Below are 16628 nucleotides of genomic sequence, written 5' to 3' on the forward strand. Positions count from 1 at the left end.
GGTGTGCGAGGTCGGACCTGCGCTCAGTAGCGCGGCTCGTCCACGGGGACGTCGTCGAGGCGGACGGCCTCGCCGCTGCCCTGGCCGAACGTGCCGGCGTAGTCGAAGTCCTCGTAGTCCGGAACCGCGTAGGCCGCAGCCTTGGCCTCCTCGGTGGGCTCCACCGTGAGGTTGCGGTACCGCGTCAGGCCGGTCCCCGCGGGGATCAGCTTGCCGAGGATGACGTTCTCCTTCAGCCCCAGCAGCGGGTCGCTCTTGGCCTCCATCGCGGCCTCGGTGAGGACGCGCGTGGTCTCCTGGAAGGAGGCCGCGGAGAGCCAGGAGTCGGTCGCCAACGAGGCCTTGGTGATGCCCATGAGCTCGGGACGGCCCGAGGCCGGGCGCCCGCCCTCGGAGACGACCCGACGGTTCTCGGTCTCGAAGCGGCCACGCTCGGAGAGGGTGCCGGGCAGGAGCTCGGTGTCCCCCGCCTCGATGATCGTGACGCGCCGCAGCATCTGCCGGACGATGACCTCGATGTGCTTGTCGTGGATCGAGACACCCTGCTGGCGGTACACACCCTGGACCTGGTCGACCAGGTGCTGCTGGGTGGCCCGCGGGCCGAGGATGCGCAGGACCTGCTTGGGGTCGATCGCGCCGACCACGAGCTGGGTGCCGACCTCGACGTGGTCGCCGTCGGCGACCAGCAGGCGGGCCCGCTTGCTCACCGGGTAGGCGTGCTCGTCGCTGCCGTCGTCCGGGGCGAGGAGCAGCCGGCGCGACTTGTCCGTGTCCTCGACCTCGATCCGGCCGGTCGCCTCGGCGATCGGGGCGACCGCCTTGGGCGTGCGGGCCTCGAACAGCTCGACGACACGCGGCAGACCCTGCGTGATGTCGTCACCGGCCACACCACCGGTGTGGAAGGTGCGCATCGTCAGCTGGGTGCCGGGCTCACCGATGGACTGGGCGGCGATGATGCCGACGGCCTCGCCGATGTCCACCAGCTTGCCGGTCGCGAGGCTGCGTCCGTAGCACTTGGCGCAGGTGCCCACCAGCGACTCGCAGGTCAGGACCGAACGGACCTTGACCTCCTCGACGCCGGCGTTCACCAGGGTGTCGATGACGACGTCACCCAGGTCGATGCCCGCCTGGGCGAGCACCTGGCCGTCGACCTCCACGTCCGCGGCGAGGGTCCGCGCGTAGACCGCGGTCTCGACGTCGTCGTGCTCGCGCAGCGCGCCCTCGGCGCCGGCCTGCGCGATCGGCATCACGAAGCCACGGTCGGTGCCGCAGTCGTTCTCCCGGATGATGACGTCCTGGCTCACGTCGACCAGCCGCCGCGTGAGGTAGCCCGAGTCGGCGGTCCGCAGCGCGGTGTCCGCCAGGCCCTTGCGGGCACCGTGCGTGGAGATGAAGAACTCCAGCACGGACAGGCCCTCGCGGAAGTTGGACTTGATCGGACGCGGGATGATCTCGCCCTTGGGGTTGGCCATGAGGCCGCGCATCCCGGCGATCTGCCGCAGCTGGAACCAGTTGCCTCGGGCGCCCGAGGTCACCATCCGGTAGATGGTGTTGTCCTTGGGCATCGAGGTCTCCAGCTCCTTGGCGACCTCGTTGGTGGCCTGGGTCCAGATCTCGATGAGCTCCTGGCGCCGCTCGTCGTCGGTGATGAGACCGCGCTCGTACTGCAGCTGCACCTTGGCGGCCTTGGCCTCGTAGGAGGACAGGATCTCGGTCTTGCGCTCCGGCGTCTGCACGTCGGAGACCGCGACCGTGGTGCCCGAGCGGGTGGCCCAGTGGTAGCCGGCGTCCTTGAGCGAGTCGAGGCTCGCGGCGACCTGCACCTTGGTGTAGCGCTCGGCCAGGTCGTTGACGATCCCGGAGAGCCGCTTCTTGTCCACCACCTCGTCGACGTAGGCGTAGTTGGGCGGCAGGGCGTCGTTGAACAGCGCCCGACCCAACGAGGTCTCCATGACGAAGGTGTCGACGACACCGTCCTCGCTCACCTGGGCGCCCTCGGGCAGCGCGAAGCCCTCCGGCGGCGCGGTCTGGTTGAGCCGCAGCCGGATGGCCGTGCCCAGCTCGATCTGGCCGGCGTCGAAGGCCATGCGGGCCTCCGCGACCGAGCCGAAGCTGCGCAGGTGGTGGTTGCCGTCCTCGTCCACGAGGTATGCCGACCCCGCCTCTCCCCGGGTGTTCTCCGAGGTGAGGTGGAACAGGCCGATGATCATGTCCTGGGTGGGCATGGTCACCGGGCGGCCGTCGGCCGGCTTGAGGATGTTGTTGGAGCTGAGCATGAGGATCCGGGCCTCGGCCTGGGCCTCCGCCGACAGCGGCACGTGGACCGCCATCTGGTCACCGTCGAAGTCGGCGTTGAAGGCGGTGCAGACCAGCGGGTGGATCTGGATCGCCTTGCCCTCGACCAGCTGCGGCTCGAAGGCCTGGATGCCCAGACGGTGCAGCGTGGGGGCACGGTTGAGCAGCACGGGGTGGTCGGTGATGACCTCCTCGAGCACGTCCCAGACGACGCTGCGGCCACGCTCGACCATGCGCTTGGCCGACTTGATGTTCTGCGCGTGGTCCAGGTCGACCAGCCGCTTCATGACGAACGGCTTGAACAGCTCCAGCGCCATCTGCTTGGGCAGACCGCACTGGTGCAGCCGCAGCTGGGGACCGACGACGATGACCGAACGCCCGGAGTAGTCGACGCGCTTGCCCAGCAGGTTCTGCCGGAACCGGCCCTGCTTGCCCTTGAGCATGTCGGAGAGCGACTTCAGCGGCCGGTTGCCCGGTCCGGTGACGGCGCGCCCGCGGCGGCCGTTGTCGAAGAGGCTGTCGACGGCCTCCTGCAGCATGCGCTTCTCGTTGTTGACGATGATCTCCGGCGCGCCTAGGTCCAGCAGCCGCTTGAGGCGGTTGTTGCGGTTGATGACGCGGCGGTAGAGGTCGTTGAGGTCGGAGGTCGCGAAGCGGCCACCGTCCAGCTGGACCATGGGGCGCAGGTCCGGCGGGATGACCGGCACGCAGTCCAGCACCATGCCGGCCGGCTCGTTCTTGGTCTGCCGGAAGCTGGTGACGACCTTGAGCCGCTTGATGGCCCGGGTCTTGCGCTGTCCCTTGCCGGTGGCGATGGTCTCGCGCAGCGACTGGGCCTCGGCGTCCAGGTCGAAGCTCTCCAGCCGCTTCTGCAGCGCGGCCGCACCCATGCCTCCCTCGAAGTACATGCCGAAGCGGTCCCGCATCTCGCGGTAGAGGATCTCGTCGCCCTCGAGGTCCTGGACCTTGAGGTTCTTGAAGCGGTCCCAGACCTGCTCCAGGCGCTCGACCTGGGCGTCGGCGCGCCGACGGATCTGGTTCATCTCCCGCTCGGCACCGTCCTTCACCTTGCGCTTGGCGTCGGACTTGGCGCCCTCGGCCTCGAGCTCGGCGAGGTCGGACTCCAGCTTCTTGGCCCGCTCCTCGACGTCGGAGTCGCGACGGTTCTCCATCGCCTTCTTCTCGGTCTGGATCTGCGCCTCGAGGCTGGGCAGGTCCTGGTGGCGCCCCTCCTCGTCGACCGTGGTGATCATGTAGGCCGCGAAGTAGATGACCTTCTCGAGGTCCTTCGGAGCCAGGTCCAGCAGGTAGCCGAGCCGGCTCGGGACGCCCTTGAAGTACCAGATGTGGGTGACCGGCGCGGCGAGCTCGATGTGGCCCATCCGCTCGCGGCGGACGCCCGCCCGGGTCACCTCGACGCCGCAGCGCTCACAGATGATGCCCTTGAAGCGGACCCGCTTGTACTTGCCGCAGTAGCACTCCCAGTCCCGGGTGGGGCCGAAGATCTTCTCGCAGAAGAGGCCGTCCTTCTCGGGCTTGAGGGTGCGGTAGTTGATGGTCTCGGGCTTCTTGACCTCGCCGTGGCTCCAGGTCCTGATGTCCTCGGCCGTCGCCAGGCCGATGCGCAACTCGTCGAAGAAGTTGACGTCTAGCACTTCGTGCTTCCTTCTCTCGTATGCAGAAATCTCACGTTCATTGGTGGGGCGCCGGACGTAGCGGTCGGGCTACGCCCGGCGACCTCGACACTCCGCGGAACCAAGCTCGCTTCGCTCGCGGTTCCCCGGTCAGACTTCCTCGACCGAGCTGGGCTCGCGGCGGCTCAGGTCGATCCCGAGCTCCTCGGCGGCCCGGAACACCTCGGTGTCCGACTCGCGCAGGTCGATCTGGCTGCCGTCGGAGGACAGGACCTCGACGTTCAGGCACAGCGACTGCATCTCCTTGATGAGCACCTTGAAGGACTCGGGGATGCCGGGCTCGGGGACGTTGTCGCCCTTGACGATGGACTCGTAGACCTTGACCCGGCCGGTGACGTCGTCGGACTTGATGGTCAGGAGCTCCTGCAGGGCGTACGCGGCACCGTAGGCCTCCAGCGCCCACACCTCCATCTCACCGAAGCGCTGGCCACCGAACTGGGCCTTACCACCGAGCGGCTGCTGGGTGATCATCGAGTACGGCCCCGTGCTGCGCGCGTGGATCTTGTCGTCCACGAGGTGGTGCAGCTTGAGGATGTACATGTAGCCGACCGAGATCTCCTCGGGGAAGGGCTCGCCGGAGCGACCGTCGAACAGCTTGGTCTTGCCGCTGTTGTCGATGAGGCGCTTGCCGTCGCGGGTCGGGGTCGTCGAGTCCAGCAGGCCGGCGATCTCCTCCTCGCGGGCGCCGTCGAAGACCGGGCTCGCGACGCGGGTCCGGGGCTTCGCGCTCCGGGCGTCCTCGGGGATGAGCTCGGCCCACTCCGGCTGCCCGGCGATCTCCCAGCCCTGCGCCGCGGCCCAGCCGAGGTGCAGCTCCAGGATCTGGCCGATGTTCATCCGGCCCGGGACGCCCAGCGGGTTGAGCACGACGTCGACCGGCGTGCCGTCCTCGAGGAAGGGCATGTCCTCGACCGGGAGGATCTTGGAGATGACGCCCTTGTTGCCGTGCCGGCCGGCGAGCTTGTCGCCGTCGGTGATCTTGCGCTTGTTGGCGACGTAGACGCGGACCAGCTGGTTGACGCCCGGGGGAAGCTCGTCGCCCTCCTCGCGGTCGAAGACCTTGACGCCGATGACCGTGCCGGTCTCGCCGTGCGGCACCTTCATCGAGGTGTCGCGGACCTCGCGGGCCTTCTCGCCGAAGATGGCGCGCAGCAGGCGCTCCTCGGGGGTCAGCTCGGTCTCACCCTTGGGCGTGACCTTGCCGACGAGCAGGTCGCCGTCGCGGACCTCGGCACCGATCCGGATGATGCCGCGCTCGTCGAGGTCGGCCAGGACGTCGTCGGAGACGTTCGGGATGTCCCGGGTGATCTCCTCCGGACCCAGCTTGGTGTCGCGGGCGTCGATCTCGTGCTCCTCGATGTGGATCGAGGAGAGCACGTCGTCCTGGACCAGACGCTGGGAGAGGATGATCGCGTCCTCGTAGTTGTAGCCCTCCCACGGCATGAACGCCACGAGCAGGTTGCGGCCCAGCGCCATCTCGCCGCCGTCGGTCGCCGGACCGTCGGCCAGCAGCTGCCCCGCCTCGACGTGGTCGCCCACGTCGACCCGGACCTGCTGGTTGTAGCAGTTGCCCTGGTTGGAGCGGGTGAACTTGTTGATCTTGTAGGACTGGTAGGTCCCGTCGTCGTTGGCGACGGTCACCAGGTCCGCGGAGACCTCCTGGACCGCGCCCGCCTTGGCGGCGCGCACGACGTCACCGGAGTCCAGCGCGGCACGGTACTCCATGCCGGTGCCCACCAGCGGCGCCTCGGCGCGCACCAGCGGCACCGCCTGACGCTGCATGTTGGCACCCATGAGCGCACGGTTGGCGTCGTCGTGCTCGAGGAACGGGATCATCGCAGTCGCCGCGGACACCATCTGGCGTGCCGAGACGTCCATGTAGTCCACCTCGGAGGCGGGCACGTCGACGGCCTCGCCCTCACGGGCCCGGACCAGGACGCGCTCGTCGAGGAAGGTGCCGTCGTCGTCCAGCTTGGCGTTGGCCTGGGCGATGACGAACCGGTCCTCCTCGCCGGCCGAGAGGTAGTCGACGACATCGCTGACCTTGCCGTCCCTGACCCGGCGGTACGGGGTCTCGACGAAGCCGAACGGGTTGATCCGCCCGTAGGACGCCAGCGAGCCGATGAGGCCGATGTTGGGCCCCTCCGGGGTCTCGATCGGGCACATGCGGCCGTAGTGGCTGGGGTGCACGTCGCGCACCTCCATGCCGGCCCGGTCACGGGACAGACCACCCGGGCCCAGCGCGGACAGACGACGCTTGTGCGTCAGCCCGGAGAGCGGGTTGTTCTGGTCCATGAACTGGGACAGCTGGCTGGTGCCGAAGAACTCCTTGATGGAGGCGACGACCGGCCGGATGTTGATGAGCGTCTGCGGGGTGATCGCCTCGACGTCCTGGGTGGTCATCCGCTCGCGGACGACCCGCTCCATCCGGGACAGGCCCGTGCGCACCTGGTTCTGGATGAGCTCGCCCACGCTGCGCAGACGGCGGTTGCCGAAGTGGTCGATGTCGTCGACCTCGGCCGGGACCTCGCCGCTCGGGCTGCTGACGGCCTGCTCGTCGGCATGCAGCGCCACGAGGTACTTGATCGTCGCGACGATGTCGTCGGTGCCGAGCACGGACTCCCCGAGCGGCGCCTGCAGCCCCAGCTTCTTGTTGACCTTGTAGCGACCGACCTTCGCGAGGTCGTAGCGCTTGGGGTTGAAGTACAGGTTGTTGAGCAGCGTCTCGGCCGCGTCGCGCGTCGGGGGCTCGCCCGGGCGCAGCTTGCGGTAGATGTCCAGGAGCGCCTCGTCCTGGTCGGTGGTGTGGTCCTTCTCCAGGGTGAGCCGGATCGACTCGTAGTCGCCGAACTCCTCGAGGATCTGGTCCGTGGTCCAGCCGAGCGCCTTGAGCAGGACGGTGACGCTCTGCTTGCGCTTGCGGTCCACCCGCACGCCGACCTGGTCGCGCTTGTCGATCTCGAACTCCAGCCAGGCGCCGCGGCTGGGGATGACCTTGGCGGAGTAGATGTCCTTGTCCGAGGTCTTGTCGAGGCTGCGCTCGAAGTAGACACCCGGGCTGCGCACCAGCTGGGAGACGACCACCCGCTCGGTGCCGTTGACGATGAAGGTGCCGCGCGGCGTCATGAGCGGGAAGTCGCCCATGAAGACGGTCTGGCTCTTGATCTCGCCCGTCGAGTTGTTGATGAACTCCGCCGTGACGAACAGGGGGGCGGAGTAGGTCATGTCCTTCTCCTGGCACTCCTCGACGGAGTACTTCTGCTCCTCGAACCGGTGGTCGCGGAAGCTCAGCGACATGGAGCCGGAGAAGTCCTCGATCGGCGAGATCTCCTCGAAGATCTCCTCCAGACCGGAGGTGGTGGGGATGTCGTCGCGCCCCTCAACGGAGGCGCTGGCTGCGGCGACCCGCGCCTGCCAGGCCTCGTTGCCGAGGAGCCAGTCGAAGCTCTCGGTCTGGAGCGCCAGAAGATCCGGAACCTCGAGGGGCTCCCGGATCTTGGCGAAGCTCAGTCGTCCGGAGGGCGTCTGAGCGGTGGACACAGTCTTCTTCGCAGTGCGCGAGGCAGCCAAGGATGGTCCTTCCACGGGCCTAAATGTGTGCGGCGGTCAGGCGGCGCCCGGCCTGTTCTCGGATGCAGCGCGAAGCGATGGTGTCCAGCGCCTCGGCGGACCGGCCGGGGCGCGCACCGATCTCTTCAGCGGGATCGAGGGCAGGTGAAGGGCAGCGCAAAGATTTATCCTACACGCCGCATGGCCCGACGTCCAACCCTGGACGACGGGAACGGCCGCGGCACCGGACGTCGGCTCAAGGGCGGGCGCGCCCCTGGTGGATCCCGACCTCCGCCAGCGGCGGATGCGTCCGATGATGGTGCTCCCTGGGCCCCCTGCCCGTCAAGCACGTCCGCTCCTGGGCGTGTCCGTCCCCTCGTCGTCGGCCCGACGCCGGGCCGCACGCACCGCGGGCGGGGCCGGACACCCGTGGGTGCCCAGACCCCGCCCGCGGCGGAGGTGAGAGGTGCCGGTGGGGAGTCACGGCATACGCCGCGCCCCCACCGACGGGCTCACTTGAGGGTGACGGTCGCGCCGGCGCCCTCGAGCTGCTCCTTGGCCTTCTCGGCGGCCTCCTTGTCGACCTTCTCCAGGACCGGCTTCGGCGCACCGTCGACCAGGTCCTTGGCCTCCTTGAGGCCGAGGGAGGTCAGCGCGCGGACCTCCTTGATGACCTGGATCTTCTTGTCGCCGGCGGCCTCGAGGACGACGTCGAACTCGTCCTGCTCCTCGGCGGCGGCGGCCTCGCCGGCACCACCGGCGGGGGCACCGGCGGCAGCCACGGCGACCGGGGCGGCGGCGGTGACCTCGAAGGTGTCCTCGAAGGCCTTGACGAACTCGGACAGCTCGATGAGGGTCATCTCCTTGAACTGGTCAAGGAGCTCCTCGGTGCTCAGCTTCGCCATGATGGGCGTTCCTTCCTGTTGTATGCCGTGAGTGGCGTTGTGATGAATGCGCTGCTCGCGCGGCCCGGGGGCCGGCGCGCTCAGCCCTCGTCGCCACCCTCGGCGACGTCGGTGCCCGCCTCGGCCTCTGCCGGTGCGGTGGTGTCGGCGGAGTCCGCCGACGGGGTCTCGTCGGCAGCCGCCGACGTCGCCCCGGAGAGGGGACCGCCCTGCTCCTCGACCTTCGCGCGCAGCGCGTCGACGACCCGGGCGGTCGACGACAGCGGAGCGGCGAACAGGCCGGCAGCCTTGGACAGGTTGCCCTTCATGGCACCTGCCAGCTTGGCCAGCAGGACCTCGCGGGACTCCAGGTCCGCGAGCGTGGTGATCTCGGCGGGGGTCAACGGCCTGCCGTCGAGCACCCCACCCTTGATGACCAGGGCCGGGTTGGCCTTGGCGAAGTCACGCAGACCCTTGGCCGCCTCGACCGGGTCACCGGTGACGAAGGCGATGGCCGTGGGGCCCTGAAGGTGCTCGTCGAGGCCCTCGATGCCGGCCTCGGCAGCAGCACGCTTGGTGAGCGTGTTCTTCACCACGGCGTAGGTGGCGTGTTCACGCATGGAGGCGCGGAGCTCGGTGATCTGGCTCACCCGCAGCCCGCGGTACTCCGTGAGCACGGCCCCACCGGAGCTGCGGAACTTCTCCGTCAGCTCGGCGATGGCAGCAACCTTCTCGGGTGTCGCCATACTGGCCTCCTATCACGTCGTGGTGCCGGCTACCCCCCGGCCCGGCATGACGAGAGCCCCGGCGCAGGCGCACCGGGGCTCGCAGGACGCTCGTCGACCACAGTCGGACGGCTCGTGCTCGGTCCACCTACGCTGGTCGCCCCGACAGTGGTCGGAACCTTCGGCCGACGCCGCCCGACCCGACTCTCGCCGGACCCGGGCACGCCGACAACCGGCGGTCTTGGGTATGTCCCCAGGGTACGGCATACCCGGGGGTGGCCCAAATCCCGGGTGCCGGTCACCCCGCCGCACCGGGCGCCCGGCATCATGGGCCGGTGAGCGAGCAGTCGACGCGGGAGCGGTGGTACCACCGGTTCGTCACCGCGGGCCCCCAGGCCGAGTCCGACTTCGGCGGGACCGACCGGGTGAGCCGCGGCGGGCTGCGGCTCATCGGCGCCAACGCCCTGCAGAGCATCGGCGACCAGGTGGTCAACGCCAAGACGGTGCTCCCCTGGCTGCTGACCCTCGTGGGCGCGCCCGCGGCGCTGGTGGGGCTGCTGGTGCCCGTGCGCGAGGCCGGGTCGATGCTCCCGCAGGCCGCGCTGACGCCGTGGGTGGTGGCCCACCCGCGCCGCACCCGGGTGTGGATGCTCGGCGCGGCCGGCCAGGCGGGGGCGACGGCGGCCATGGCGGCAGCGGCCCTGGCGCTCGACGGGTGGGTGGCAGGGGCCGCGGTCCTGGCCGCGCTCGCGGTCTTCGCCCTCGCGCGCTGCCTGTGCTCGATGGCGGCCAAGGACGTGCAGGGTCGGACGGTGCCGAAGGGGCAGCGCGGCCAGGTCACCGGGGCCGCGACCATGGTCTCGGGGGCGGCGGCCCTGGTCATCGGGGTGGCCCTGCAGCTGCTCGGCCCCGGCCTGGACGCCCCGGCGCTGGCGGCCTTCCTGCTCGGCGCGGCGCTGATGTGGGCGCTCGCGGTCCTGGTCTACGCGGGGATCCCCGAGGAGCCCCGGGAGCCGGAGGAGGAGCGGCAGCACTGGTGGACCGACACGGTCGGCCTCCTGCGCGACGACGCCGGGTTCCGCCGGTTCGTCCTGGCCCGTGGGCTGCTCCTGGTGTCGGCGCTCGCGCCGCCCTTCCTGGTGACCCTGGCGGTCGACGCCGGCCGGTCCGGCGGCCAGGGCGAGGTCGCCGCCCTGCTCGGCGGACTCGGGTCGTTCGTCATCGCCCAAGGGGTCGCCTCGGTGGTCGGCGGCCGGGTCTTCGGGTCGCTGGCCGACCGGTCCAGCCGACTCGTCATGGTGCTCGGCGCGCTCGTCGCCTCCCTCGTCGTGCTCCTCGCGGTCGCCGCGGTGCTCGCGCTGCCGCAGCGGCCGGGAGCGCTGCTCGCCGTGCTGGTCACGGCATACCTCGTGCTGAGCCTCGTGCACGTGGGTGTCCGGGTGGCCCGCAAGACCTATGTCGTCGACCTCGCCGAGGGCGACCGGCGCACGCGCTACGTCGCGGTCTCCAACACCGCCATGGGCGTGATCCTGCTCGTCACGGGTGCGGTGAGCGCAGCCCTGGCCACCCTGGGCGCCGTCGCCGCCCTGGTCTTCCTGGCGCTGCTGGGGCTGGTCGGCGCCGCGGTCTCCTGGCGGCTGCCCGAGGTGTCGAGGGGCTGAGGACGGCCTGCCGGGTCACTCCCCCACTGCGCCGCCGCCCCGCTGACCAGCTGCCCAGCTGCCCAACTGCCCCACGAGTCACACCGACCACACGGCGCGGGGAAAGCTCCCTCCGCCGGGGATATTTCTCCGGCCCGGGGTCATTTCCCCGCACTCCGGGGCTCCTGCGGGAGGTGAGGCCGATGGGAGGACACCCGGGAAGGGCACGGAGGACGTCCGCGGGGACGACGACGCCCCCGGGAGCACGCGAGGTGCATCCGGGGGCGTCGTCGACGGCGGGTGGCCGTGGCCGCTCAGGCGGGCCTCACTCGGCCGGTGCGGTCTCCAGGACGCTGGCGACGCGCGCGGGGTCCATCGGGATGCCCGGGCCCATCGTGGTCGACATGGTCGCCTTGGTGACGTAGCGGCCCTTGGAGCTCGAGGGCTTCAGCCGCAGGATCTCCTCGATCGCCACGGCGTAGTTCTCCGCGAGGGTCGCCTCGTCGAAGGAGGTCTTGCCGATGATGAAGTGGAGGTTGCTGTGCTTGTCCACCCGGAACTCGATCTTGCCGCCCTTGATGTCGGACACGGCCTTGGCGGTGTCCATCGTGACGGTGCCGGTCTTGGGGTTGGGCATGAGCCCGCGGGGGCCGAGCACCTTGCCCAGGCGACCGACCTTGCCCATGAGGTCCGGGGTGGCGACGACGGCGTCGAAGTCCGTCCAGCCACCGGAGACCCGCTCGATCATGTCGTCCGAGCCGACGTAGTCGGCGCCGGCGTCCAGGGCGGCCTGCGCCTTGTCGCCGTTGGCGAAGACGAGGACCCGGGCCGTCTTGCCGGTGCCGCCGGGCAGGTTGACGGTGCCGCGAACGAGCTGATCGGCCTTCCGCGGGTCGACGCCCAGGCGCAGGGCGACCTCGACGGTCGCGTCGTACTTCGTGGTGCTGGTCTCCTTGGCCAGGCGGATCGCCTCGCGGGGGGCGTAGAACGACCCCTCGCCGAGCTTCTCCGCAGAGGCGCGGTAGGCCTTGCTGCGCTTCATGTGTCACTCCTCGTGGTGATGGTGGAGCTGTGGTCGGACGGGCCAGCGCAGGCCCTGCCACAGGGTTCGGGTATGCCGTCCGCCCAGTCGGGCGGGCGGCACTCCCCGGAGGTTCAGCTGGTGGTGATGCCCATCGACCGGGCGGTGCCGGCGATGATGCGCCTGGCCATGTCGAGGTCGTGGGCGTTGAGGTCGGCCATCTTCATCTCGGCGATCTCGGTGAGCTGCGCGTCGGTCAGCGTGCCGACCTTCGTCTTGTGCGGCTCGCCGGAGCCCTTGCCGACGCCCGTCGCCTTCTTGATGAGCTCGGCGGCCGGCGGGGTCTTGGTGATGAAGGTGAACGAGCGGTCCTCGTAGACCGTGATCTCGACCGGGATGACGTTGCCACGCTGGGACTCCGTCGCGGCGTTGTACGCCTTGACGAACTCCATGATGTTGACGCCGTGCTGACCCAGCGCGGGGCCGACGGGCGGGGCCGGGGTGGCGGCGCCGGCCTGGATCTGCAGCTTGATGAAGCCGCTGACCTTCTTGCTCTTGGGGGGCATGCTGATGTCTCCTTCGTCGGTGGGCCGACGCCGTGGGCGATGACCCGGTTGCATGCCGCGCACCGGCCGGTGCACGGCCGGGGGACGAGGTCCCCCGAGGGATCAGATCTTGGCGACCTGGTTGAACGACAGCTCGACGGGGGTCTCGCGGCCGAAGATCGAGACCAGCACCTTGAGCTTGTTGCTCTCGGGCAGGATCTCGGAGATCGTGGCGGGCAGGGTCTCGAACGGCCCCTCCATGACGGTGACCGACTCGCCGACCTCGAAGTCGACGTACGGCTGGGCCGGGCGGCCGAAGCCGTCGTCGCCGGTCCCGCCGCCCTCGGCGGCGGAGCTCGGCGCCGGCGCCGGGGTGTCGAACTTCGGGGCCAGCATGCTGACGACCTCGTCGATGCTCAGCGGCACCGGCTGGTGGGCGTTGCCCACGAAGCCGGTGACACCCGGCGTGTGCCGCACGGCGCCCCACGACTCGTCGGTCAGCTCCATGCGCACGAGCACGTAGCCGGGCATCCGCACGCGGCGCACCTGCTTGCGCTGGCCGTTCTTGATCTCCGTCACCTCCTCCATGGGGACCTCCACCTCGAAGATGTAGTCCTCCATGTTGAGGCTGGTGATGCGGGTCTCCAGGTTGTGCTTGACCCGGTTCTCGTAGCCCGCGTAGGAGTGGACGACGAACCAGTCGCCGTACTTGCCGCGCAGGACCGAGGTGAACTCCTCCAGCGGGTCGACCGCCTCGAGGACCTCCTCCGCGTCGGCGGGCTCCTCGGAGGCCACCTCGTCGTCCTCGCCGTAGACGGCCTCCTCCACGGGGTCGGCCGGGTCGTCACCGTCGTGACGCTCGGCGGCCTCCACGTCGGCGTCCTGGACGGACTGCTCGGCGGTGACCTCGTCGTGGTCGGGGGTCTGCTCGGACATGCCCTACTTCCTCAATGTCGTGTCGCGGCGCCGATCGGCACCGGGTGCTGCTCGCGGTCAGGCCCCGAAGACGAGACCGACCAGCCACTGGAACAGCTGGTCCAGACCGAAGACGAACGCCATCATCACCAGCACGAAGACGAAGACGACGATCGTGTAGGTGATGAGCTCGTTGCGGGTGGGCTGGACGACCTTGCGCAGCTCGGCCATGACCTGCTCGACGAAGGTCGCCGGACGGCCACCCTGCCCGGCGCCGGGCTGGCTACGGGCGACGCCGTCGGTGTCGCGGGCGGAGTCGGCCACGGCTCACCTTCCTGTCGCTGGTCTGGGTCTACCGGGGGCAGGAAGCCTCCCGGTCACGCAGGGCAAGAGGGACTCGAACCCCCAACCGCCGGTTTTGGAGACCGGTGCTCTACCAATTGAGCTATTGCCCTTCACCAGGTCCTCGCGACGCCGACCTGCTGCTGGGAGGCAGGCTGGCGCACGGTGCGAACACCCGAAGGGTCAGCATACGTGACGGCCGACAGGTTGGGCAAAAGACGGACGGCGGCTGACGCGACGTGAAGCGTCGATGCCATGATGGGGCACGTGAGCGAGCAGACCCGCATCAGCACCCGCATCGGATCCATCGCCGAGTCGGCCACCCTGGCCGTCGACGCCAAGGCCAAGGCCCTCAAGGCGCAGGGCCGACCCGTCATCGGCTTCGGCGCCGGCGAGCCGGACTTCCCCACACCCGACTACGTCGTGCAGGCCGCCGTCGAGGCCTGCTCCGACCCGGTCAACCACCGCTACTCCCCCGCGGGCGGTCTCCCCGCCCTCAAGGACGCGATCGTCGCCAAGACGCGTCGCGACTCCGGGTATGCCGTGGAGCCGGCCAACGTGCTCGTCACCAACGGTGGCAAGCAGGCGGTCTACAACACCTTCGCGGCGCTCCTCGACCCGGGCGACGAGGTCATCCTCCCCGCGCCCTACTGGACGACCTACCCGGAGTCGATCCGGCTGGCCGGCGGCACCCCGGTCGAGGTCTTCGTCGGCGCCGACGCGGCGTCGGGTCAGGCATACCTCGTCACCGTCGAGGAGCTGGAGGCCGCGCGCACCGAGCGCACCAAGGCCCTGCTGTTCTGCTCGCCGTCGAACCCGACCGGCGCCGTCTACCCGCCCGAGCAGGTCGAGGCGATCGGCCGCTGGGCGCTGGAGCACGGCATCTGGGTCATCACCGACGAGATCTACGAGCACCTGCTCTACGACGGTGCGCAGGCCCCGTCCATGCCGGTGCTGGTCCCGGAGCTGGCCGACACCTGCGTGGTGCTCAACGGGGTGGCCAAGACCTACGCGATGACCGGCTGGCGGGTCGGCTGGATGATCGGTCCGACCGACGTCATCAAGGCCGCCACCAACCTGCAGAGCCACGCGACCTCCAACGTCGCCAACGTCTCGCAGCGCGCGGCGATCGCGGCGCTGGAGGGGAGCCTGGACGCGGTGGAGGAGATGAAGCTCGCCTTCGACCGGCGCCGCCGCCGCATGGTGGAGATGCTCAACGCGATCGACGGGGTCGAGTGCCCCGTCCCCCAGGGCGCGTTCTACGCCTACCCCTCGGTCGAGGGCGTGCTCGGCAAGGAGATCCGCGGCCGCACGCCGCGCACGTCCGTGGAGCTCGCCGCCCTCATCCTCGAGGAGGTCGAGGTCGCCGTCGTGCCCGGGGAGGCCTTCGGCCCGAGCGGCTACCTGCGGCTGTCCTACGCCCTCGGTGACGAGGACCTCGAGGAGGGCGTGGGCCGGATCCAGGCGCTGCTCGCCGAGGCCCGCTGACGGGCCACCGGCCCGTCAGTCGGTGCCGAACTCCATGGCCGCCCAGTCCAGCGACTCCTCCTCGTCCTCGGTGGGGCCGACGCCGCCGGCGATCCGGTCCGCACCACCGGGAGTGAGCTCGCCGACCAGCGACGTCGTGGCCAGACCCAGCCGGGAGGGCTCCTCGGCGCCGAGCGCGCCCTCGGGGCGGCCGTCGGCGTCCGCGCCCGGCGCAGCCGCGGCTCCGACGCCCAGCAGCCCCATGGAGACGTACTGCTCCAGCCGGGCCCGCGAGTCCGCGATGTCGAGGTTGCGCAGGGTCAGCTGACCGATCCGGTCGGTGGGGCCGAAGGCGGCGTTGGTCACCCGCTCCATCGACAGCTTGTCGGGGTGGTAGCTGAAGGCCGGGCCGTCCGTCGCGACGATGGTGTAGTCCTCGCCCCGGCGCAGCCGCAGCGTCACCTCGCCGGTCACGGCGGAGGCGACCCACCGCTGCAGCGACTCCCGGATCATCAGTGCCTGCGGGTCCAGCCAGCGGCCCTCGTACATGAGCCGGCCCAGGGCCCGGCCCTGCGTGTGGTACGCCGCGGTGACGTCCTCGTTGTGGATCGCGTTGACGAGCCGCTCGTAGCAGATGTGCAGCAGCGCCATCCCGGGCGCCTCGTAGATGCCCCGCGACTTGGCCTCGATGATGCGGTTCTCGATCTCGTCGGCCATGCCGAGCCCGTGCCGGCCGCCGATGGCGTTGGCCTCCATGACCAGCGCGACCGCGTCGCCGCCGAAGTCCTCGCCGTTGATCGAGACGGGTCGGCCGTGCTCGAAGGCGACGGTCACGTCCTCGGTCGGGATGTCCACCTCGGGGTCCCAGAAGGGCACCCCCATGATGGGCTCGACGACCTCCATCCCGACGTCGAGGTGCTCCAGCTTCTTGGCCTCGTGGGTGGCGCCCCAGATGTTGGCGTCGGTGGAGTAGGCCTTCTCCTTGCTCGCCCGGTAGGGCAGGTCGCGCTCGGAGAGCCACTGGCTCATCTCGTCCCGGCCGCCGAGCTCGTGCACGAACTCCTCGTCCAGCCAGGGCTTGTAGATGCGCAGCTGGGGGTTGGCGAGCAGGCCGTAGCGGTAGAACCGCTCGATGTCGTTGCCCTTGTAGGTCGAGCCGTCCCCCCAGATGTGGACCTCGTCCTCCTTCATCGCCCGGATGAGCATGGTGCCGGTGACGGCGCGGCCCAGCGGGGTGGTGTTGAAGTAGGTGCGGCCACCGGAGCGGATGTGGAAGGCGCCGCAGGCCAGGGCCACGAGGCCCTCCTCGACGAGCTCGGGCCGACAGTCGACGAGCCGGGCGATCTGCGCGCCGTACTCGGCCGCGCGACCGGGGACGCCGTCGATGTCGGTCTCGTCGTACTGACCGATGTGGGCCGTGTAGGTGCAGGGCACGGCGCCCCTCTCACGCATCCACGCCACCGCGACCGAGGTGTCCAGACCGCCGGAGAAGGCGATGCCGACACGTTCACCGACAGGGATGCTCGTCAAGACCTTGGACATGCCACGAGT

The 16628-nt window shown here is 70.1% G+C and carries 11 protein-coding genes and 1 tRNA gene; 2 read left to right on the top strand and 10 right to left on the bottom strand.

Features of this window, described 5'->3' with window-relative positions:
• Nucleotides 1–23: 23 nt before the first annotated feature.
• The 4 genes from Q0795_RS10200 to rplJ form a co-directional block, all read right to left on the bottom strand.
• Complete coding sequence (locus Q0795_RS10200) at nt 24–3950, bottom strand: DNA-directed RNA polymerase subunit beta' (RefSeq protein WP_298889361.1); 3927 nt, start codon at nt 3948–3950, stop codon at nt 24–26.
• 129 nt (nt 3951–4079) lie between these two features.
• The gene (rpoB, locus tag Q0795_RS10205) at nt 4080–7559 is read right to left on the bottom strand and encodes a DNA-directed RNA polymerase subunit beta (RefSeq protein WP_298889363.1); all 3480 of its coding nucleotides are present in this window, start codon (nt 7557–7559) and stop codon (nt 4080–4082) included.
• Between the two features lie 491 nt (nt 7560–8050).
• Nucleotides 8051–8443: a 50S ribosomal protein L7/L12 gene (gene rplL / locus Q0795_RS10210; protein WP_058890624.1), complete on the bottom strand. Its 393-nt coding sequence runs from the start codon at nt 8441–8443 to the stop codon at nt 8051–8053.
• Between the two features lie 80 nt (nt 8444–8523).
• Entirely contained in the window at nt 8524–9168 is a 645-nt protein-coding gene (gene rplJ, locus Q0795_RS10215; RefSeq protein WP_298889365.1) for a 50S ribosomal protein L10, read from the bottom strand.
• A 314-nt stretch (nt 9169–9482) separates the two neighbouring features.
• On the opposite strand from rplJ, the gene Q0795_RS10220 reads away from it, so the two are divergent.
• A complete protein-coding gene (locus Q0795_RS10220; protein ID WP_298889367.1) occupies nt 9483–10808 on the top strand; it encodes an MFS transporter in 1326 nt (441 codons plus the stop codon).
• A 304-nt stretch (nt 10809–11112) separates the two neighbouring features.
• On the opposite strand, the gene rplA is transcribed toward Q0795_RS10220, so the two are convergent.
• The 5 genes from rplA to Q0795_RS10245 all read right to left on the bottom strand — a co-directional run bounded on the left by rplA (nt 11113) and on the right by Q0795_RS10245 (nt 13723).
• On the bottom strand, nt 11113–11829 hold the full coding sequence (gene rplA, locus Q0795_RS10225; RefSeq protein ID WP_298889368.1) for a 50S ribosomal protein L1: 717 nt from the start codon (nt 11827–11829) through the stop codon (nt 11113–11115).
• A gap of 113 nt (nt 11830–11942) precedes the next feature.
• A complete protein-coding gene (gene rplK / locus Q0795_RS10230) occupies nt 11943–12374 on the bottom strand; it encodes a 50S ribosomal protein L11 (protein WP_298889371.1) in 432 nt (143 codons plus the stop codon).
• A gap of 102 nt (nt 12375–12476) precedes the next feature.
• The gene (locus Q0795_RS10235; protein WP_298889373.1) at nt 12477–13289 is read right to left on the bottom strand and encodes a transcription termination/antitermination protein NusG; all 813 of its coding nucleotides are present in this window, start codon (nt 13287–13289) and stop codon (nt 12477–12479) included.
• 57 nt (nt 13290–13346) lie between these two features.
• Nucleotides 13347–13592: a preprotein translocase subunit SecE gene (secE, locus tag Q0795_RS10240; protein ID WP_058890619.1), complete on the bottom strand. Its 246-nt coding sequence runs from the start codon at nt 13590–13592 to the stop codon at nt 13347–13349.
• A gap of 58 nt (nt 13593–13650) precedes the next feature.
• Nucleotides 13651–13723: transfer RNA gene (locus Q0795_RS10245), tRNA-Trp, on the bottom strand.
• A gap of 145 nt (nt 13724–13868) precedes the next feature.
• On the opposite strand from Q0795_RS10245, the gene Q0795_RS10250 reads away from it, so the two are divergent.
• The gene (locus Q0795_RS10250; RefSeq protein WP_298889792.1) at nt 13869–15098 is read left to right on the top strand and encodes a pyridoxal phosphate-dependent aminotransferase; all 1230 of its coding nucleotides are present in this window, start codon (nt 13869–13871) and stop codon (nt 15096–15098) included.
• A 15-nt stretch (nt 15099–15113) separates the two neighbouring features.
• Here Q0795_RS10250 and argG read toward each other — a convergent pair whose 3' ends face one another.
• Nucleotides 15114–16619: an argininosuccinate synthase gene (gene argG / locus Q0795_RS10255; RefSeq protein WP_298889376.1), complete on the bottom strand. Its 1506-nt coding sequence runs from the start codon at nt 16617–16619 to the stop codon at nt 15114–15116.
• Nucleotides 16620–16628: the final 9 nt, after the last annotated feature.

The organism is uncultured Serinicoccus sp. (assembly GCF_947487915.1).
GTDB lineage: Bacteria > Actinomycetota > Actinomycetes > Actinomycetales > Dermatophilaceae > Ornithinicoccus.

What these genes read in the sequence shown, in the direction of transcription:
- Q0795_RS10235 (WP_298889373.1), bottom strand. Translation starts at nt 13,289, where the DNA reads ATGTCCGAGCAGACCCCCGACCACGACGAGGTCACCGCCGAGCAGTCC.
- Q0795_RS10250 (WP_298889792.1), top strand. Translation starts at nt 13,869, where the DNA reads ATGGGGCACGTGAGCGAGCAGACCCGCATCAGCACCCGCATCGGATCC.
- argG (WP_298889376.1), bottom strand. Translation starts at nt 16,619, where the DNA reads ATGTCCAAGGTCTTGACGAGCATCCCTGTCGGTGAACGTGTCGGCATC.
- rplA (WP_298889368.1), bottom strand. Translation starts at nt 11,829, where the DNA reads ATGAAGCGCAGCAAGGCCTACCGCGCCTCTGCGGAGAAGCTCGGCGAG.
- rplJ (WP_298889365.1), bottom strand. Translation starts at nt 9,168, where the DNA reads ATGGCGACACCCGAGAAGGTTGCTGCCATCGCCGAGCTGACGGAGAAG.
- rplL (WP_058890624.1), bottom strand. Translation starts at nt 8,443, where the DNA reads ATGGCGAAGCTGAGCACCGAGGAGCTCCTTGACCAGTTCAAGGAGATG.
- rplK (WP_298889371.1), bottom strand. Translation starts at nt 12,374, where the DNA reads ATGCCCCCCAAGAGCAAGAAGGTCAGCGGCTTCATCAAGCTGCAGATC.